The organism is Acetobacter sp. (assembly GCF_022483985.1).
Lineage (GTDB): Bacteria > Pseudomonadota > Alphaproteobacteria > Acetobacterales > Acetobacteraceae > Acetobacter.
This window is the reverse complement of the sequence record NZ_JAKVME010000001.1, coordinates 868,868-887,360: the sequence shown is the minus strand read 5'-3', so window position 1 is coordinate 887,360 and position 18,493 is coordinate 868,868. Positions and strand designations below refer to the sequence as shown.

At 58.9% G+C, this 18,493-nt stretch carries 17 protein-coding genes; 7 read left to right on the top strand and 10 right to left on the bottom strand.

What is annotated here, in order from left to right:
* Positions 1-188 precede the first annotated feature (188 nt).
* Positions 189-1,712, top strand: coding sequence for a circularly permuted type 2 ATP-grasp protein (locus LKE90_RS03890; RefSeq protein WP_291490966.1), 1,524 nt, complete (start codon positions 189-191; stop codon positions 1,710-1,712).
* On the top strand, positions 1,694-2,779 hold the full coding sequence (locus LKE90_RS03885; RefSeq protein ID WP_291490965.1) for an alpha-E domain-containing protein: 1,086 nt from the start codon (positions 1,694-1,696) through the stop codon (positions 2,777-2,779). The genes LKE90_RS03890 and LKE90_RS03885 overlap by 19 nt, the downstream gene beginning before the upstream one ends.
* 70 nt (positions 2,780-2,849) lie before the next feature.
* Here the strand turns inward: LKE90_RS03885 and radC are convergent, their stop codons facing one another.
* The 4 genes from radC to LKE90_RS03865 all read right to left on the bottom strand — a co-directional run bounded on the left by radC (position 2,850) and on the right by LKE90_RS03865 (position 6,530).
* On the bottom strand, positions 2,850-3,602 hold the full coding sequence (gene radC / locus LKE90_RS03880) for a RadC family protein (protein WP_291490964.1): 753 nt from the start codon (positions 3,600-3,602) through the stop codon (positions 2,850-2,852).
* 141 nt (positions 3,603-3,743) lie between these two features.
* On the bottom strand, positions 3,744-4,466 hold the full coding sequence (locus tag LKE90_RS03875) for a Crp/Fnr family transcriptional regulator (protein WP_291490963.1): 723 nt from the start codon (positions 4,464-4,466) through the stop codon (positions 3,744-3,746).
* Between the two features lie 95 nt (positions 4,467-4,561).
* The gene (locus tag LKE90_RS03870; RefSeq protein WP_291490962.1) at positions 4,562-5,659 is read right to left on the bottom strand and encodes a branched-chain amino acid aminotransferase; all 1,098 of its coding nucleotides are present in this window, start codon (positions 5,657-5,659) and stop codon (positions 4,562-4,564) included.
* 172 nt (positions 5,660-5,831) lie between these two features.
* The gene (locus LKE90_RS03865; protein ID WP_291490961.1) at positions 5,832-6,530 is read right to left on the bottom strand and encodes an HAD hydrolase-like protein; all 699 of its coding nucleotides are present in this window, start codon (positions 6,528-6,530) and stop codon (positions 5,832-5,834) included.
* Between the two features lie 177 nt (positions 6,531-6,707).
* On the opposite strand from LKE90_RS03865, the gene LKE90_RS03860 reads away from it, so the two are divergent.
* The 4 genes from LKE90_RS03860 to LKE90_RS03845 all read left to right on the top strand — a co-directional run bounded on the left by LKE90_RS03860 (position 6,708) and on the right by LKE90_RS03845 (position 9,132).
* Positions 6,708-7,085, top strand: coding sequence for a VOC family protein (locus LKE90_RS03860; RefSeq protein WP_291490960.1), 378 nt, complete (start codon positions 6,708-6,710; stop codon positions 7,083-7,085).
* A gap of 108 nt (positions 7,086-7,193) precedes the next feature.
* Entirely contained in the window at positions 7,194-7,367 is a 174-nt protein-coding gene (locus tag LKE90_RS03855; RefSeq protein WP_291490959.1) for a hypothetical protein, read from the top strand.
* Between the two features lie 52 nt (positions 7,368-7,419).
* Complete coding sequence (locus LKE90_RS03850; protein ID WP_291490958.1) at positions 7,420-8,208, top strand: inositol monophosphatase family protein; 789 nt, start codon at positions 7,420-7,422, stop codon at positions 8,206-8,208.
* Between the two features lie 186 nt (positions 8,209-8,394).
* Positions 8,395-9,132, top strand: a complete 738-nt coding sequence (locus tag LKE90_RS03845) for a YfdX family protein (RefSeq protein WP_291490957.1) — start codon at positions 8,395-8,397, stop codon at positions 9,130-9,132.
* Between the two features lie 209 nt (positions 9,133-9,341).
* Here the strand turns inward: LKE90_RS03845 and LKE90_RS03840 are convergent, their stop codons facing one another.
* The 4 genes from LKE90_RS03840 to glmU form a co-directional block, all read right to left on the bottom strand.
* Entirely contained in the window at positions 9,342-10,307 is a 966-nt protein-coding gene (locus LKE90_RS03840) for a DMT family transporter (RefSeq protein ID WP_291490956.1), read from the bottom strand.
* A gap of 231 nt (positions 10,308-10,538) precedes the next feature.
* Positions 10,539-10,862 (bottom strand): hypothetical protein, encoded by a 324-nt coding sequence (locus LKE90_RS03835; protein ID WP_291490955.1) that lies wholly within the window; start codon positions 10,860-10,862, stop codon positions 10,539-10,541.
* Positions 10,863-10,918: 56 nt separating this feature from the next.
* Positions 10,919-12,745: a glutamine--fructose-6-phosphate transaminase (isomerizing) gene (glmS, locus tag LKE90_RS03830; RefSeq protein ID WP_291490954.1), complete on the bottom strand. Its 1,827-nt coding sequence runs from the start codon at positions 12,743-12,745 to the stop codon at positions 10,919-10,921.
* Positions 12,745-14,100 carry a bifunctional UDP-N-acetylglucosamine diphosphorylase/glucosamine-1-phosphate N-acetyltransferase GlmU gene (glmU, locus tag LKE90_RS03825; protein WP_291490953.1) on the bottom strand — a complete coding sequence of 452 codons (1,356 nt, stop codon included), beginning with the start codon at positions 14,098-14,100 and terminating at the stop codon, positions 12,745-12,747. The genes glmS and glmU overlap by 1 nt, the downstream gene beginning before the upstream one ends.
* A 99-nt stretch (positions 14,101-14,199) precedes the next feature.
* Between glmU and LKE90_RS03820 the strand changes: the two genes are divergently transcribed.
* Positions 14,200-14,874 carry an HAD hydrolase-like protein gene (locus LKE90_RS03820; RefSeq protein ID WP_291490952.1) on the top strand — a complete coding sequence of 225 codons (675 nt, stop codon included), beginning with the start codon at positions 14,200-14,202 and terminating at the stop codon, positions 14,872-14,874.
* A gap of 61 nt (positions 14,875-14,935) precedes the next feature.
* Here LKE90_RS03820 and LKE90_RS03815 read toward each other — a convergent pair whose 3' ends face one another.
* Complete coding sequence (locus LKE90_RS03815; protein WP_291490995.1) at positions 14,936-16,195, bottom strand: MFS transporter; 1,260 nt, start codon at positions 16,193-16,195, stop codon at positions 14,936-14,938.
* Positions 16,196-16,304: 109 nt separating this feature from the next.
* Entirely contained in the window at positions 16,305-18,017 is a 1,713-nt protein-coding gene (locus LKE90_RS03810) for an OprO/OprP family phosphate-selective porin (RefSeq protein ID WP_291490951.1), read from the bottom strand.
* Positions 18,018-18,493 lie beyond the last annotated feature (476 nt).

Below are 18,493 nucleotides of genomic sequence, written 5' to 3'. Positions count from 1 at the left end.
GGCTTTTCCGGCGTTTGCGTCCGCCCGCAGATTGCCGCGCCCGTATTAACAACCAGTTAAAGTCATATGCGCAAAACAGAGGCTCAGGATTAATTTTGAGCTTGGCGACATGAAATTTTCTTGCTCTTCTGCAACGAACTTCTCCCGGCGGGCTACGTTTTCCAGGAGAAAAGCGGTCAGGAGCACGAATGGGCAACTCTACGCACAAACAGACCGGGCACAAACAGACCGGACCTTCCCCGACAGTCAGCGGACTCTCCGCGACAACGCCGTCTGAAGGCCTGTTCTCCACTTACCAAAACGGGCATTTCTTCTGTGAACTCACCAACTCCGGAGCGCCGCTTGATCCCCGGATAGATCTGCTCCGGCAGCGACTGAACGCCCTTCCACTGGACGATCTCCGTGCCCGGGCGGCTCAGGCCGAACAGGAACTCTACAATCTCGGCATTACCTTTACAGTCTATTCCGAGAGAGACGCCATTGACCGTATCCTGCCATTTGACCTTGTTCCCCGCGTCCTGACCCAGCCTGAATGGCGTCATGTGGAAGCAGGCGTAAAACAGCGGGTCAAAGCCCTGAACATGTTCCTGTGGGACATCTATCACGACCAGAACGTTCTCAAGGACGGAATCATTCCGCGCGAACTGGTCGTAGGAAACGCCAATTTCTGCAACGCCATGATGGGACTGGACGTTCCCGGCGGCACCTATATCCACATTGACGGCACGGACCTTGTCCGCGACGAAACCGGCCGTTTCCTTGTATTGGAAGATAACGGCCGCACGCCCTCCGGCGTGTCTTACGTGATTGAAAACCGTCACACGACTCTTCGTGTCATGCCCGATATCGCGTCAGGCATCGACCTCATGCCCGTGGATGAATACGGCATGCGGCTTCAGAGCGCCCTCTGTCAGGTCGCTCCCGACGGCGTGGACAATCCTCAGGTCGTGCTCCTGTCGCCGGGCATCTACAACTCCGCCTATTTCGAACATGTTTTCCTTGCCCGCGAGATGGGAGTTCCCCTCGTGGAAGGACGCGATCTCGTCACGGAGAACGACCGCGTCTACATGCGCACGACGGCGGGTCTGCGACCGGTCCATTCCATCTACCGCCGTCTCAACGACGATTTTCTTGACCCGGAAGCCTTTGATCCATCAAGCATGCTCGGCGTACCCGGACTGGTGCAGGCGTATCGCAAGAGGAACGTGACCATCGCCAACGCGATCGGCACAGGTGTCGCGGACGACAAGGCCGTTTATGCCTACATGCCGAGAATCATTCAGTATTATCTCTCCGAAGAACCGATCCTTTCCAATGTGGAGACGCATATCTGCGCCGAGCCGGAAGGACTGGCCTACACGCTGGCCAATCTCGACAAACTGGTTGTCAAACCTGTCGGTGAATCGGGTGGATACGGTCTCCTGATAGGTCCTCACGCGACAAGGGAGGAACTCGCCGAGTTCAGTCGCAAGCTCATGGATGATCCGGCGAATTATATCAGTCAGCCTGTCGTGCAGCTTTCCGTCTGTCCGACGCTCTGCGAAACCGGCCTCGAAAATCGTCATGTCGATCTGCGGCCTTTTGCAGTCACCGGCAAGGACACATGGGTACTCCCCGGCGGCCTCTCCCGTGTCGCCCTGAAGCGTGGCTCACTCGTCGTCAACTCGTCCCAGGGCGGTGGCTCCAAGGACACATGGGTACTGGCATCATGACCATTACTGTCGATCCGATTGCAACCCTCCCGCCCCAACCGCTGCTGTCGCGCTATGCGGAATGCTCCATGTGGCTCGCCCGCTACATGGAACGTATCGAAAATCTGGCGCGTATCATCGATATCACGGAGACCTTCGTCCGATCCGGCGCGACGGACGGCTGGCAGGCGATCATCCAGATCAACGCGGATGAGGAGACCTTTTTAAAAGCGCACGGCCAGTATACTGCCGAGCGGATTATCTCCTTTTATGTGATTGAGAGGGATAACCAGACTTCGATCGCCGCGCTGGCGCATGCCGCCCGTGAAAACGCCCGCTCCCTGCGTCCGATCATCTCAGTGGAAATGTGGGCGCAGCTCAACGTCTTCACCAACTTCATTCGTGACCTGAAAGCGAGTGACATTCGACCCGGAGAAATTTCAACCCTCTGCACGAAAATCAAGGAAGAGTGCCAGACCCACACCGGCATTACCGAGGGCACGCTCTATCGCGATCAGGTCTCGGTTTTCTACAATATCGGGCGCTTCCTTGAGCGGGCCGACCAGATTACACGGCTGATCGACATCAAATACCACACCCTTCTTCCGTCAGAAGCAGGCGTGGGCTCAGAGGTCGATATCAGCCAGTGGTCCGCCCTCCTGCGGTCGGCTGCCGGGTATCATGCCTACAGACGCGTCATGGCTGGCGACATCCGCCCTTCCAGCGTCATCGGTTTCCTGTTGAAGAGCGCAGCCTTTCCGCGCTCTCTCACCACCAACCTCAGACTGCTCCACAACGGCCTGACCCAGCTCCGTCGGGATTACCGTCTTCTGGCCTCATCCAACATTCTGGAACGTGTGGAGCATCTGTCCGCCGTTCTGGAAAGCCAGACGGCAGACCAGATCATCGTCAGCGGACTCCACGAGTTCTGTGACTGGGTCCAGAGTGAGCTTCAGCAGGTCCAGAACGAGATCGCTCAGGCTTTCTGGCCGGCAGAACCTGTCGTGGTGAGACCCCTTCAGTCACTTCCGCCACTTGAGCCTTTTCCAGCTTTTTCATCGCAGACACAGAGCCACAGTCAGGCCTGAGCGGAGCAGGCGCACCAGATAGTCCTGCGTGGCCGGGCCAAATGCCCGGCCATAGCCTTCTCAGAACACCTTACAGCAGCTTCGCCTCTGCAAAACTCAGCCATTTGCCGTTTCCAACAATCACGTGATCCCGCACCGTAATGCCCAGCACGCCAGCAGCAGCGGCAACCTGTCTGGTCATCGTGATATCCTCGGCAGAGGGTGACGGGTCGCCGCTCGGATGATTGTGCACGAGAATCAGGGCGGTTGCTCCCAGTTCAATCGCACGCCGCACAACCTCTCGGGGATAGACTGGCGTGTGGTTGACTGTGCCCCTCGCCTGCGCTTCATCAGCGATCAGCACCCCATTCCCGTTCAGAAAAAGGATATGGAACTGTTCGATAACCTCCCGGGCCAGAACGGCTGAGAGATAGGCATAAAGCATTTTCCGGTCCGACAGAATTTCACTGTCGGCAAGTCGGGAGCGCTGAATCCTGACTGCGGCCTCACGAAACACGGTTACGGCCGCAAGCATGTAAGGACCGATCCCGGCCACGGAGCGCAAAGCCTGTGCGGAAGCCGTCAGAGTGCCTGCAAATGTTCCGAAACGGGCGAGAAGCACCTCCGCCAGCAGCTTAGGTTCCTCGTGCTTCGGCATGGCCAGACGCACCAGAGCGGACAGAGCGTCAATGTCGTCCAGAACAGGATGGTCGGTGACGAGCCCCTGCTCTCCGGGGTCTGACTGTTCACTCCTGAGGAGCGCTCTGGTTGGGTCCGGCGACAGTCGCGCATCACGAACATTCAGGTTGCGGAATGTCGCACCATCCGAAAACCCATTATTCACGAGAGACCTCGACGTAAATGGAAAGCGTCGCAAGTCTACAGTCATGAACCCGAAGTGAATACTCTTTATATTTGTTTCTTTATATAAACAATAACCAAAATTATAACTTTATACAATAAAAGATATATTTATAAAAATAGACTAATTATCGAGAAGATCATTCAGACGCGGCAGATCGAGCCAGAGGCTGCGGGCATCGAGCCGTTTCACCAGCCCCTCTTCTTCGAGTTTCCCCAGCATACGGCTGACTGTTTCGACGGACGTGCCCAGATAATCGGCAATATCCGAGCGATCCATGATCAGGCTGAGAACATTTCTTACAGGATCAAATACTTCCTGTTGCCGACTGCATTCACGCAGAAAATCAGCAACCCGCTTCAGCGCTCTCTGATGTGTGACAATCAGAAGATGCCTCTGGGACAGCCTTAACTGCGCCATGGCCCCCACGAGACAATCCTGCTGCAAACGAGGCTCATGCTCGCACAGCGCGTCCAGAGCCGCACGGGGCACACGAACAAGAAGACAATCAGTCAGCGCACAGGCGGAATTCAGATAAACGCCGTTCTCTCCCAGCCCGAACGGCTCGCCCGGCATATAGAAGGCAACGATCTGATTTCTTCCATCCGCAAGCTGATGGGAAACGCGGACAGCTCCAGAATGCGGGACGTAGATATATTGCTCAGGCGCTTCCTGAGCGTAGATATGTTCTCCGCATTCGTAAGAGACCAGTGAGGCGATGTTAGCGATTTCTTTCTGAACCACATCGTCCAGAATCAGAAAGCCATCCCTGTCGATACGGTCAGCAGGCCATTGTCCCACGGCGCAGATACGGACTTTCGGCAAGGTGACGGCAAGAATCTTCATCGCAACCTGTCTGGCTGAAAAAACTGAAACGCAAAAGCCGACACTTGAAAAGTGTCGGCTCCCTGAGAATGATCAGATTTATCCGCGGAACGAATTCAGCAGACGCGGTGAACCCAGTTATGCGTGTCTTCCACACGACCGCGCTGTGTGCCGATCAGGGCTTCCCGCAGGGCGCTGGTCACCGGACCCGGCCCCTTTCCGTCAGAAATCCTGACTTCACCGCCATCTTTGCTGCGCACCGCGCCAATCGGCGAGACAGCCGCCGCCGTGCCGCAGGCGAATGTCTCGGTCAGACGGCCTGACTTCGCGTCTGCCAGCCACTGGTCGATGGAATAGGCTTCCTCCCGCACCGTCATACCCTTTTCACGGGCAATGGTCAGGATCGAGTCACGGGTAATGCCCGGCAGGATAGTCCCGGTCAGGGGCGGCGTGCTGATGGAGCCGTCATCAAACACGAAGAAGATGTTCATGCCGCCCATCTCTTCGATGTAGCGATGTTCTACGGCGTCGAGGAACACGACCTGATCGCAGCCCTGCGCCTTGGCTTCCGCCTGCGCCAGCAGGGAGGCGGCGTAATTCCCGCCGCACTTCGCTGCGCCCGTGCCACCGGGAGCCGCGCGTGTGTAGGTCTCGGAAACCCAGACGGTCACGGCGCCGGAACTGAAATACGCGCCAACCGGCGCCGCGATCACCAGAAACAGGTATTCCGATGCAGGTTTGACCCCCAGAAACGCGTCATTGGCGAACATGAAGGGGCGAATATACAGGCTGGCGTTCTCGCCCGACGGCACCCAGTCACGATCCGCCTTCACCAGTTCATCGACAGCACGCATGAACAGGGCGTCCGGCAGTTGCGGCATGGCCATGCGCTCGGCCGAAGAACGGAAACGACGGGCATTGGCGTCCGGACGGAAGATGGCGATGCCACTATCCTCGGTACGGAAAGCCTTCATGCCCTCAAAGATTTCCTGAGCATAATGCAGGACCGCTGCGGACGGATCGAGCGTCAGAGGACCGCGCGGCATGACTTTTGCGTCATGCCAGCCCTCGCCATCCTTGTAACGGATCATGACCATGTGGTCGGTGGCAATCCGCCCGAACGCGGGATTGGCCATAAGCTCGGCCCGCTTTTCCGGGGACGTGAGATTGGGATGAGGAAGGGTTTCGAAACTGATGTCCTCGGCGCTGCTCACGGCCTGCTCTCCTGCCCTTTTCAACGGGCTTGCTGTGGTTTCATGGCCCTCAGGGCCGGTATTGCGCGACACTTGAGCGGAAATTGTCGCTTTGGGCAATCCGGTCGCGGCGCAATCCTGTCTGCTGTTTCCGATGCAGTGACCGGCTGGTCAATCCCTGCTGAGCCGGACTTCAGGCATGAACATGCTTCAGGGCGGCCTGAACCTGCGCGGAAACAAGACGTGGCAAGTCGGAGGGTGTCGTGGCGATGGCGTCCGCGCCCGCCTCGATCAGCTCCCCGTCTCCACCGTAGCCCCATGCGATGCCGATTGCCCGGATGCCGTTGGCGTGGGCGCCTGAAATGTCGAACCGCCGGTCTCCAAGCATGATGGCATGATGCTTTTCGATCTGGTGATCCGACAGGACAGAGGCGATCAGCTCAGGCTTTTCCGCGCCGCTGTCATCAGGACGGGCACCATAGACCTCCCGGAATTCCGATAGAAGATCCGCGCGCTCCAGAATGGCGCGGGCCAGCATTCTGGGCTTGGAGGTCGCAATATACAGGGTGGCGCCCGTCTCCCTGATGGAGGCGATCGCTTCCCGCATTCCCGGGAATACCGGCGTCCTGAACATGCCCTCGGCCTCATAGTGCCGACGATAGGCTTCCATCGCCTCGTCACAGCGATCATCGCCGTAATGTCGGAGAACCTCGCCGATGAGATCCCGCAATGGCGGTCCGACGACCCAGGTGAGATCCTGATCCAGATCAGGTTCATGACCCAGTTCGCGGAGCACTTTCCGGATTGTTCCGATGATCCCGGCGCGGGAGTCGATGATTGTTCCGTCCAGATCGAAAAGGACCGAGGAACCGGCAAGAGGATGCGCTGTCATTTCTCCAGTTGAATACGCATCCGCCCGGTCGTCAATGCAGCGTCTCCGCTCCGGCGTCTGACAGGGCTTGTATGACCTTACGGGCTGCCTGTAGCGTGCCGGCCGTGAATGCGTGCCCAACAGACCTGCGGACATATCGCAGGTGTCAGGGCGCATCCGAAACTCGGGAGATCGACCATGTTCAGCCACATCATGCTTGGCAGCAATGACATCGAAAGGTCACGCACATTCTACGACGCGATCTTCGCGGCAATCGGCGGCGCGCCGGGAACCCTCAATCCCAAGGGTCGTCTGGTTTACAGTCATAACGGCCAGCGCCTCGTCATCGGCAAGCCCCTCAATGGCGAGCCCGCCACGGCAGGCAACGGTTCGACCATCGGTTTCGCCATCGAGACGCCGGAAAAGATTGACGCCTGGTGGAAAGCTGGTGGCGAAAATGGCGGCGCCCAGATCGAGAACCCACCCGGCGTGCGGCAGAATCCGGCTGGCGACATGTATCTCGCCTATCTGCGCGATCCGGACGGTAACAAACTCTGCGCCCTGCACTCGCTGTAACCTGCGTCCCAGCCCGATATCGGACCAGCATTTTCCGGTATCGGGCTGGCAGTCCATTGTGACCCGAAACGACAGCGCGGCTCGTCCGTCGGGTCCATACGACCGTAGATGCGGCCCAGATCGCCACCGACACGCGCCAAGATACGCCCCAATTCAGCCCCGCTGGTCCTCGCGGCTGAACTGACTCTCGCCGGACGCAGCCTTCTGACCGTTATAGACCCGGACACCCTCGACGCACGCCCTCTCCCCGGACTATTTCTGTCCCGTTTCAAGAAAGGATGACGCAGCGTCATCCTGACTGAAGGGAGACCGGCCTGCGCCGGGAAGCATGCTCATGACCGCTGCCATTGAACGCCGCTTTGAAGCGGCACGTGCCGTTGTGGACGATGCCGCGCGACTGGCCCTTTCGATGAGACCGCCTCCGGGTGGGCCGGTCGGCACGCAGAAATCCGCGCAGGACTGGCTGACGGAAGCGGACGGCGCGGTCGAGGCTTTCATCTCGCGACGTATGGCGGTTCTTTTCCCGGATGACGGATTTCAGGGCGAGGAAGAAGGCGCGACCCGCAACGGCAGCCTGCGCTGGGTTGTCGATCCGATCGACGGCACCTCAAACTTCGCGCGTGGACGCAATCGCTGGTGTGTCTCACTCGGCCTTCTGGAGGAGAACCGCCCCGTTGCCGGGATCGTCTGCGCGCCAGCCCTCGGCGAGACCTATACGGGTCTGATCGGCAAGGGCGCTTTTCTGAACGGCAAGCCCATCAAGGCGTCGCCTGTGAGCGACCCGCGCAGCGCCATGATCGAGATGGGCTGGAGCAACCGTGTTCCGAAGCCGGTTTTCATGGAGAAGATCGGGGCCATTCTGGACTCCGGCGCGATGCCCCGTTCAGGTGGCTCCGGCGCACTGGCGCTGACCGATGTGGCCTGCGGTCGTCTGGATGCCTATATCGAGATTGTCATCAATCTCTGGGACGTCGCGGGCGCACTCCCCATTCTGGCGGAAGCCGGGGCGAGGGTTTCCCCTTTCCTGCGCGATGGCGGCCTGACCGGAGGCGCAACCATTCTTGCTGTCGCGCCGGGCATTGCGGAGGCGCTCGCTCAAGCCGTGGGGATTGCATTGGACTGATGCGCTGACAGCCGGATGGCGAATGTCATCCGGCGGCCTGCCTCGATAGCCCTGCCTTGATATCCATCATGTAACAGATGGCTACAAAACTATTACCTTTCATGTCTCAAACAGGGTTCTCGCCGGAACCCACGCACGATAACCTGTGGTCACGTCATTCACGAATGACGACAAGGAGTTTGAAACATGAAGAAAATTGCACTCTCTCTCATGCTGGCAACCGGTCTGGCGACAGCACCGACATTCGCTCATGCGGCTTCAGCCCATGTGGCGTGGGAGAAGTACAAGGCAGGTCATGCCCTGAAAAACCTGTCCGCTGACGGTCAGCGCGCTTTCGGCGATCTGCTTCAGGCCCATGACCTGCTGGCGGCAGGCAAGACGGAGCAGGCCATCCCATTCCTTTACGACGCGAATAAAAGCCTGGCAGCGGCTTCAAAGGCGGATCACCGGTTTGTCGCGGCTGAAGCCTCTTTGACTCCAGCCCCGCAACATCCGGCGGCCCCGGGCCACACCCCTTCCACCACACAGGAAACCTGGATTCCGGTCGGCGGTGAGTTCGTGGAAACGGAAACGCTGGCTCCCGAGAAAAAAGCCGCCATCGCAGCCGCCAACGGCCAGATCAAGAGCGGCATGGCACCTCAGGCCGCCGAGACCATGCAGGTCGTTGATGACAAGCTGGACTTCATCGTGGCTCTGGCACCGTTGAACGCGACACAGGGCGCGGTAAACCGGGCGCAGGTGTTCACCGAGGGCCGCGATCCGCAGGCAGCACTTGAGGCTGTCACGCAGGCTCTGAATGGCCTCGTTTTTGTCGATGACGGCCTGCTTGATGCGCAGGCGGTTCCGGCAGGATCGTCCGCCCCGGCAGTTGCTGCGACCAAAGCAGGCCAGACGACGCAGCCTACCGCCAAGGCTGCCCAGTAAGTCTGACATAATGCTTCCTGATCTTAGCATGAATGATCAGGAAGCATTTTTATATTTTACACAGACGATAGATAAAACAGCGCTGAAGTATTCCGGTCTACTTCAGTAAACCAACGACAAAAGGACTGTTATCTTTCGCGGCATCAGAAGAATATCCTGACAGTTCGAATCTGTATTGTTATGCCAAGACAAATCTCTGTTCCACGTTTTCAAAAACGCTTCGATGCGGCAACCACCGCCGCCTTCGCGGTTTCATTGGCGCGTCTGGCCGCCAGCTTGCGTTCCTTGCGCTCCCGCATGGCCATCCGTTCGTAGCGGATACGCTGGCGGACCCAGTTCAACACACCCGAGAACATCAGCACCGTGATGCCAACGAAGGTCCAGCCATCCAGAGGCTCCCTGAAAACGATGTAGCTGAGCACGACACCCCAGACCATCTGGCTGTATTGGGGCAGCGCCACACGGTTTGCCGGAGCCTTCGCCGTCGCCATCATCATCAGCAACTGACCGAACGCCGCAAGAAATCCATAACCGAACAGATAGAACCAGTCCCTGAAGGAGTCTGGCCATGTCGCATGCACGCCCATCAGGATGCCGTTTCCGACAATCGGACCGATAAGGCTGGAACCGAACAGGGACAGACGGGTCTTCTCACGGTCGGCAAGCCGGTAGGTGATCACGCTGCCCGCATTCGCAAACGCCGCTAGCAGGGCGCACAGATGTCCAAAATGCAGGGCGCGGAAACCGGGACGGAGAACGATCAGCACCCCGACAAAGCCAAGAATGACCGCGAGCCAGGCCCAGAAAGTGACCTTTTCTTTCAGAAAAACGACAGAAATGATCGTCACGAACAGCGGCATCAGAAACATCAGCGACATGGCTTCCGGCATGGGCAGAAGCATGAAGGCTTCGACGCTCGCCGCCGTCGCGACAAACACGCAGATCGCCCGGAGCAGCCACATCGTCCACAACTGGGGACGAACGACATCAAGATAGGACTCGCCCTTCTGCCGGATGAACGGCAAAATCAGGAAGCCGAAGACACCACCGGAAAAAGCGACTTCAAACGGGTCGAGCGAGCCGGCCAGCAATTTGGAGAAAGCATCGCTGATGGAGAAAGCCGCATAAGCCCCAAAGGCGAGCGCCATTCCTGTGAAGAGGTCTCTGGGAGTCATGGAGTGCTCGGCGCTCGTTCTGTTGGAAAAATGACAAAAACCGTCACAGGCTGTTCAGGCTGGCGCACACGCAAAACCATCACGCCACACGCTTTTCTGCATCACGAAATAGGCGTGATCATAAAAGGACGTTTTTATGTGCTTGAAATAACATCATTCCGGGATACCTGCTCTGTCCAGTCAAAACCAGAGTGTGTCTGACATGCCTGACACACGCTCCCCAGAATATTCCTACCGTGAACGGCTCAGAGAAAACCCCTTCGAGGTTGCGGTCACACGCGTCTCATCCCGAAGCGCCTTTACCAGATCAGGCGTCAACGACATCCCGATTACAGTGATCTGCGACCATTCAGGATAGTGTTCCTGAACATTCCAGATCGCTCCAAGGACCATGTCGGAGACATTTTCACTGTTCCGGAACGTGAACAGGGCACTCTCGCCATCAAGACCTGTTTGCCGTTCAAACCAGCGACGATTTTCAGGGCTTTCCACAATCCAGACAGACCCAACAGAACTACCCTGAAACACCGTCTCGAAAATGATCGAAACGTCCATATCAGCCCCTGTTGCCCGACAATGATCAGGGAGTGTTGCCCCCCCGATCATCGGCCCTACTCGACCGTGACCGACTTCGCCAGATTGCGCGGCTGATCAACATCCGTCCCTTTGAGCAGGGCTGTCTCATAGGCCAGCATCTGCACGCCGATCGTCTGGATGATGGGCGTGACAAACGGATGCACCGTCGGCAGCGCAATCGTCTGCTCGGCGATGGCGGACAGCCGCTCCCTGCCGACTTCATCGGTAAAGGCCAGCAGACGGCCCCCACGGGCTTTCGCTTCCTGAAGGTTGGACAGGGTTTTATCGAAAAGCGCACCTGACGGAACGGTCGCAACGATGGGAACCGTGCGGTCGATCAGGGAAATCGGCCCGTGCTTCATCTCACCGGCGGCATAGGCTTCCGCGTGGATGTAGGAGATTTCCTTGAGTTTCAGCGCCCCTTCCATGGCCACAGGATAGGCGCTGCCTCGACCGAGATAGAGCACATCCCGCGCCTCGGCCACGACGGACGCCATCTGACGGATGGAATCGCCATGCGTGAACACGTCCGCAGCACGACTGGGCAGATCAAGCAGAGCGGAGACCAGTTCTTCCTCACCGTCCGCATCAAGCTCACCTCGGGCGCGGGCAATGGCGATGGTCAGGCAGGCCAGCACCGTCAACTGCGCCGTGAACGCCTTGGTCGAGGCAACCGAGATTTCCGGCCCGGCTACCGTGCCCAGCACGGCATCGCTGTCACGCGCCATGCTGCTATGTTCTGCATTCAGGATAGACAGGATCGGCAGACCGGCGTTTTTGAGACCACGCAAGGCCGCCAGCGTGTCCGCCGTCTCCCCCGACTGGGAAATGAGAATACCCAGTGAACCCGGCGTCAGCGGCGGGTTGCGGTAGCGCATCTCGCTGGCGACATCGATATCCACGGGAAGACGAGCGACTTCCTCAAACCAGTAACGCCCGACGACACCCGCATAAAACGCCGAACCACAGGCGGTTATGACGGCTCGCGGGATATTGGCGAGATCGAAAGGCATCTCCGGCAGCACGACCTTGCGGGTCGCCGGGTCGATCATGCGCTGAAGGGTCTGCCCGATCACCAGCGGATGCTCGTGCAGTTCCTTCTCCATATAATGACGATAACCGTCCTTGCCGACCGCACCGGCGATGAGAGCCGTCGTCTGGATGCTCCGTTCGACACGTTCGCCGGAATGATCGAAAAATTCCGCCCCCTCGCTGCCGAGAACGACGCAGTCGCCATCATCGAGATAGGCGATACGGCGTGTCAGTGGAGCCAGCGCGAGACTGTCCGAGCCAAGGAACATCTCGCCCTCGCCGAAACCAACGGCAAGCGGCGCGCCATGACGCGCGCCGATCATCAGCCCTTCATGCTCGGCGAAGATCATTGCGACGGCATAAGCGCCTTCCAGACGACGGATCGCGGAAAAAGCCGCCTCGCGCGGAGACAGGCCTGCGCCGAGATAATGATCGACCAGTTTGGCAATCGTCTCGCTGTCCGTCTCGGTCTCGAAGCTCTGGCCTTCGGCCTCAAGCTCGGTCCGCAGCGTCTCGAAATTCTCGATGATGCCGTTATGCACGATGGCGACCCGCGCCGTGCCATGCGGATGCGCGTTGGTTTCAGTCGGTGCGCCATGCGTGGCCCAGCGGGTGTGTCCGATGGCGGTCCTGCCGTGCAGCGGAGCCTGCTCCAGCACCTTGCCGAGATTGTCCAGCTTGCCCGCCGCGCGACGACGCTCAATATGGCCGTCAGAATTCAGTGTAGCGATGCCAGCCGAGTCATAGCCCCGATATTCCAGCCGACGCAGACCTTCAAAGACGATCGGCGTTGCCTGTCTGTGTCCTACGACGCCACAGATACCGCACATCAGCCCTGTTCCTTCTTTGCCCGAAGCGCTGCACGGAAGCGTGCGGCCCAGCCAGTCTTGTTTGTCTGCACCCCGCGCGCAACCGCCAGAGCATCCGGCTCCACATCACTGGTGATGACGCTTCCCGCCGCCACCAGCGCGCCGTCGCCAATCGTCACCGGCGCGACAAGGATGGAATCCGAGCCGATGAAGGCGTTCGCGCCGATGGTCGTGCGGTGCTTGAACACGCCATCATAATTGCAGGTGATCGTCCCGGCCCCGACATTGGTGGAGGCCCCGATGCTCGCATCGCCGAGATAGGTGAGATGATTGGCCTTCGCGCCGTCGCCCATGGTCGTGGCCTTGAGTTCGACGAAATTACCGACGTGGCAGCCCTCACCCAGCGTCGTGCCGGGCCGCAGTCGCGCATAGGGGCCGATCAGCGACCTTGCTCCGACTTCGCACTGTTCGAGATGGCTGAACGCCTTGATTTCCGCGCCGGAACGCACCGTCACGCCACGTCCGAAAACGACGTTCGGCTGCACGACCACATCCGGCTCCAGCACCGTATCGAACGAGAAGAACACCGTCTCCGGCGCGGTCAGGGTCACGCCCCGTTCCATCGCCTCACGCCGCAGACGGCGCTGGACCGTCGCCTCAGCGTCCGCCAGTTCGACGCGGGAGTTGACGCCAAGCAGTTCGCTCTCGGGTGCTTCGACGGCGCGGACGATGCCACCCTGCCCCCGCACGATGCCGACCACATCGGTCAGGTAGTATTCGCCCTTGCTGTTCGCATTGCCGACCTTGTGCAGCCACTCGCGGAAACGGGTCGCATCGGCGCAGAACACGCCGGCATTGCACAGATCGACAGCGCGCTCGGTGTCCGAGGCATCGGCCCATTCGATAATTTTTTCGACCGTACCATCCTGATTCAGGATGACGCGACCATAGCGACCGGGATTGACCGGGCGCATGGCCAGCAGAGCGAGGTCTGTCCGTTCGGTGTCACTACGGCGCGTGTCGAGCATGCGCTGGAGTGTCTCTGGCGTGATGAGCGGGTTATCGGCGTAGAGAACCGCCACATCACCGTCGCCGAACAGGTCTTCCGCCTGAAGCGCTGCATGGGCCGTGCCGAGACGGTCGTGCTGGATCACCGTCGCATGAGGAGCCGCGCAACGGGCGAGATCATCCATGTCGGGACCGATGACGATGACAACACTGTCAAACACCTTGGCCGCACTGGCGATCAGGTGGCTCAGCATCGGCTGCCCGGCCAGCGGCTGGAGCGCCTTGGGCAGGGAAGAGCGCATCCGCGTGCCGAGACCGGCTGCGAGGAGAACGGCTGTGGAAGAACGGTTTGCAGGCGATTTTGTCATGGTTTTCTGGCGGTAGGCCACTGACGGAAGACTGTCAAACCCGTGAGGTGTGTTTCTGTTTCACTTCGCGTTACTCTCATTTTCCGAACAGGACTGGTGATGAAGGAATACCTTATGCGACTGGTGGTTTTTGACCTCGACGGTACGCTTGTGGACTCCCTTCCGGACCTTGCGGATTGTGTGGGACTGCTGCTTGCCGAGCACGGACTTCCCACCCCTTCGCAGGAAGCTGTCCGAAGCATGATCGGCGACGGTGTCGGCAGGCTGGTCGAACGCGCGCTCGATCACGCGGATGGACAGGATGTTGATCGTCAGGTCGCCGTACGCCGCTTCATGGAACTCTACACGCCACGGGCAACCAACCGCTCCCGCCTGTTTCCGGGCACTGAGGAAACGCTGCACCGTCTTGCAGGCGACGGCTGGACACTGGCTGTCTGTACCAACAAACCTGTTGCCGCCGCGAATGATATCCTACGGACCTTCGGTATTCTGGGCCTGTTCGCCGCTGTTGGCGGTGGAGATTCCTTCTCTGCCCGGAAGCCTGATCCATTCCATCTGCTGGGCACCATAGCGCTCGCCAAGGGCACAGCAGCCCGCTCCGTCATGGTTGGAGATCATGCCAACGACATTCTGGCGGCGCGGGGAGCGGGTTCAAGATCGATCTTCGCCCGTTGGGGGTACGGTCTTCCGGCCTACGCCGAAGGCGCCACGGCAGAAGCGGACAGGATTACGGACGTAGCAGTCATTGCCGATACGCTCGTGAGTGGTTCCTGAACGACACTCCTGCCCTGCTTTACGAAGGAACGACAAGGGCTCTCCGGGAACCGAGCCTGTTTTACAGAGAAGCACGCTGACCGTGCAGGCGTGCGTTCAGCAGGGTAAGGGTCAGCACCACAAGAGCCGCGCCGCCAACCGTCAGCATCAGGGCTGGAGCCAGACCTTCTCCGGACAAGGAAGCCATCCGGGTCTGGAGCAGCGCATTGCTCGCGGCGATCAGATTGCCGCACTGATAGGCCAGCCCTGGAAATGTGGCGCGGACCGAAACTGGTGACAGTTCGCTGAGATAGGCAGGCACTACGCCCCATGCGCCCTGCACACAGAACTGAACGCACACGGCGCCTGCCGCCAACCAGACGGCAGAATGAGAGAGCGCCCAGACCGGAAGAAACGGCACTGTCAGCAGAGCCGCCAGAGCAATGCTGTACTGCCGCCCGATCCTTTGGGAAAGCATGCCGAAAAACAGCCCGCCCACGATGGCGGCAATATTGTACAGCACGACAATGAGCGTAATGGTGGGATGAGGCAGCCCCCGTTCCAGTCCCAGAAATACTTTCGGGTACAGATCCTGCGATCCATGACTCATGAAATTGAATGCCGCCATCAGGGTCACGGCGAACAGGCACAACCCCGGATTATCCCGTATCACCGACCACAAGGCGGGCGCATGGGAGGCTGTCTGTTCCCGTCTCGCTTTCAGCCATTCCGGGCTTTCAGGCACACGCAGCCAGATATAGACTGCGGCAACCAGCGCGCTGCCGCCCAGAATGAACAGTCCGCGCCATCCCATGACGGGCAGCAGAAGGAAGACGAGAGAGGCGAGCAGATACCCGGCGGGATAGCCGGCCTGAAGAATCCCGGATGCCGCGCCCCGCCATGAAGGCGGAACGCTTTCCATGATCAGGGACGTTCCCACGCCCCATTCGCCGCCCAGCGCAATGCCGAACAGGGCGCGCAGGATCAGAAAAACCGTCAGGTTGGGAGAAAAGGCTGATAAAACCTCGATCAGTGAATAGACGGTGATGGTCGTCATCATCACCGGTTTGCGGCCATACCGGTCAGCCGCACGACCGCATAAAAACGCGCCCACAGGACGCGTCAGCAGTGTCAGGGTCGGCGCAAGCAGCACGCTTTCCAGCGGAACGTGAAAGCTCGCAGCAACATCATCGAGCGTAAAGAGAACGATAAAGAAGTCACAGGCATCGAGCAGCCAGGCCAGCAGGGAAGCCATGACGACATGACGTGCGGTTGTCAGGTCATACTCGTTCCCCGCCTCCGTTACGGAACCTGAGGTACGGGCAATTGTCTGGGTCACCATCCCGGCCATGCACATTCTCCGGCGGACACCACCCGGCAAGCTTTTCAGTCAAGCTTCTGTCAGCGTTCGGTCCCGCTCATTTCTGTTCTATCCGGATCAGGCAGACGGCCTAGAACGCAGCCTGCACCCGTCCGGCAAGAGCATTGCCACTCCGCCCGAGGATATTGAAGCTCTGGCTGTTACGGCTGACAGAGAAGTGAGAATAATCCAGTGCAAGACGGAAATGCTGGTTCAGATACCAGTTCAGGGCGCTCTCCCATGTCGTAGAACGGCCTCCCCGGAAGCCGGTGAGCGTGCCGGGATGATCGTTGAGATTGGTTTCATCCCAGCGGACTGAAAGCTCCATGGCGCCCCAGTGATTCTGGAACGGGTCGAAGTCTTCCGTGACGCCGGGAGGCAGGAAGGACGCTCTCTTGACATCGAAGGCGCGGGCGTGACCGAACAGGGTATAGCTTGCCGTGACGTACCATCCGTCAAAACCAAGGGACGGCTGGGCAAGACCGGCGAGCGGAGACCGGTTGACGCCGATATGGAAATACTCGCCTTTCACCAGCAACCGCTTCCACCTCACGGCCAGTTCAGGACCGACTGACCAGACGGAGCTGGCGTTCGGGATGCTCGCGGTCAGCAGATGATCCTGAGAGAGCGGCACGTTGCCGGTCGGTGGCGACATCCTGAACACACGCCCGGACGCGCTCTCGTTCCTCTTGAAGCTGTCCGATGTGCCGACACCGACCATGACGTCGATGTCCCGACTGACATAAGGACGGCCGACGGCACGGGCGACCACCCCCGTCTGGCTGTCGCTGATCGTGGTGTCAATATTCCGGTCGCCGTACTGCTGGCCCGTGAACCATGCGCTCACGAACCACTGCTTTTCATAATGCAGTCCCCCGACACTGAACCGCCAGGCATTGGCTGCGATATTGCGTACGATATCGATGATCGACGGACGTTCAAGTAGTGTCAGGCCACCCGAACGTTCGGCGCTTTCCTCGGATTCGCGTGGCTCATAATATCCCACGGTCAGTTCGGTGTTACGCAAACCGGCGTAATTGAGATTGGCCTCATAGAGTCCAACCTTGCCGTCCGCCGTGCCCGATCCGAAATCCGGCGTCACATTCGCCACCCAGTCCTTGTAGCGGAAGGTGAGGAAAAGACGCATCCGCCGCGCATTCTCGGTAAAGCCGGGAAAACGTCCCTTTGGCTCTCCTCCCCGGGACGCCATACCGAGATAGCCGCCAAAATCCTCCTGAAACCCCAGACCGGTCGAGAAAGCGTAACGACCATCTTCTGTCGCGATGGTCGGGCGACCATTGGGAAAACCGACTCTGAGACCTCCGACCTGCACCACTTCGGATCGTGCGGTCGCCGCCCTGAAGTCCTTCCATGACGAGACAATTCCCGAATCGGGAGGCGTTCGCCTGATGACCGGAGGACCAGCGAAGACGGGCGTTGCTTTTGCCGCGACGAAACGTATTCCCGGCTCGGGAACGCCGTTCCAGTCGTGGGAATGCGTTACGGCAGAAGCAAGAGAACTGTTCCCGCCATGATCTGCGGGAACAGCAGGATGCGCGCTGCCGATGGCGCGGCGCATTTTCCTCAGTTCCGAACGCATTTCAGCGACTTCGCGACGCAGCGCGACAATATCCGGATCGACGCTCTCAGCCTGAGCCGGTGACGATAAAAGAAAGGCCCCGCTCCACAGGATCGGACAGATGGCGGTCAAGGTATCTGCGAGAAAGGTGGCCGTGGCTCTTCGCCTTGTGGAGAAACAGCCAAAGAGACCATGTCTTTCCTGAATTTTTATTTTTGCCGACATTGCCTCGTGACCAGAACATCTACCTGACAGCGTTAACGGAGCGGAATGAACTGTCTGGCGAAAAGCCTTTCACATTTCTTCCCGGCTGGAGCAATACTGCTGTCGGCTGCTGAGTAATAGCCTGTGTCCCCTTCTGAACAGGCACCCTGTCGTCACGAAGTCGTCACCCTGTCTGCATACGGTTGTCCCGGACCGTCAGTGACATTACCGAAGAGATCAAGGAACGGGGATATTTTCTCCTGATGGATATCAGGGGACACAGGGCTTTCTTTGCTGAAGAAAGAAGAGAGTGTTTCAGGACATTCATTACCGATTATGGAATATCTGGTGTTATTGCATAAGTTCCACACAGTGACATTCAGGCTGAGCCATTCATCGGGATTTCCCGCCAGAGCTCCGTCGAACGAAGAATTAAAATAGTTACTGAATATAAAAAGAAATTACCAAAATATTATCAGACATATTAAACGATCTGC

Excerpts from the sequence above, each read along its gene's own strand:
- LKE90_RS03890 (WP_291490966.1), top strand. The coding sequence starts at position 189 with ATGGGCAACTCTACGCACAAACAGACCGGGCACAAACAGACCGGACCT.
- LKE90_RS03885 (WP_291490965.1), top strand. The coding sequence starts at position 1,694 with ATGGGTACTGGCATCATGACCATTACTGTCGATCCGATTGCAACCCTC.
- LKE90_RS03875 (WP_291490963.1), bottom strand. The coding sequence starts at position 4,466 with ATGAAGATTCTTGCCGTCACCTTGCCGAAAGTCCGTATCTGCGCCGTG.
- LKE90_RS03865 (WP_291490961.1), bottom strand. The coding sequence starts at position 6,530 with ATGACAGCGCATCCTCTTGCCGGTTCCTCGGTCCTTTTCGATCTGGAC.
- LKE90_RS03860 (WP_291490960.1), top strand. The coding sequence starts at position 6,708 with ATGTTCAGCCACATCATGCTTGGCAGCAATGACATCGAAAGGTCACGC.
- LKE90_RS03855 (WP_291490959.1), top strand. The coding sequence starts at position 7,194 with ATGCGGCCCAGATCGCCACCGACACGCGCCAAGATACGCCCCAATTCA.
- LKE90_RS03850 (WP_291490958.1), top strand. The coding sequence starts at position 7,420 with ATGACCGCTGCCATTGAACGCCGCTTTGAAGCGGCACGTGCCGTTGTG.
- LKE90_RS03845 (WP_291490957.1), top strand. The coding sequence starts at position 8,395 with ATGAAGAAAATTGCACTCTCTCTCATGCTGGCAACCGGTCTGGCGACA.
- LKE90_RS03840 (WP_291490956.1), bottom strand. The coding sequence starts at position 10,307 with ATGACTCCCAGAGACCTCTTCACAGGAATGGCGCTCGCCTTTGGGGCT.
- LKE90_RS03835 (WP_291490955.1), bottom strand. The coding sequence starts at position 10,862 with ATGGACGTTTCGATCATTTTCGAGACGGTGTTTCAGGGTAGTTCTGTT.
- glmS (WP_291490954.1), bottom strand. The coding sequence starts at position 12,745 with ATGTGCGGTATCTGTGGCGTCGTAGGACACAGACAGGCAACGCCGATC.
- glmU (WP_291490953.1), bottom strand. The coding sequence starts at position 14,100 with ATGACAAAATCGCCTGCAAACCGTTCTTCCACAGCCGTTCTCCTCGCA.
- LKE90_RS03820 (WP_291490952.1), top strand. The coding sequence starts at position 14,200 with ATGAAGGAATACCTTATGCGACTGGTGGTTTTTGACCTCGACGGTACG.
- LKE90_RS03815 (WP_291490995.1), bottom strand. The coding sequence starts at position 16,195 with ATGGTGACCCAGACAATTGCCCGTACCTCAGGTTCCGTAACGGAGGCG.
- LKE90_RS03810 (WP_291490951.1), bottom strand. The coding sequence starts at position 18,017 with ATGTCGGCAAAAATAAAAATTCAGGAAAGACATGGTCTCTTTGGCTGT.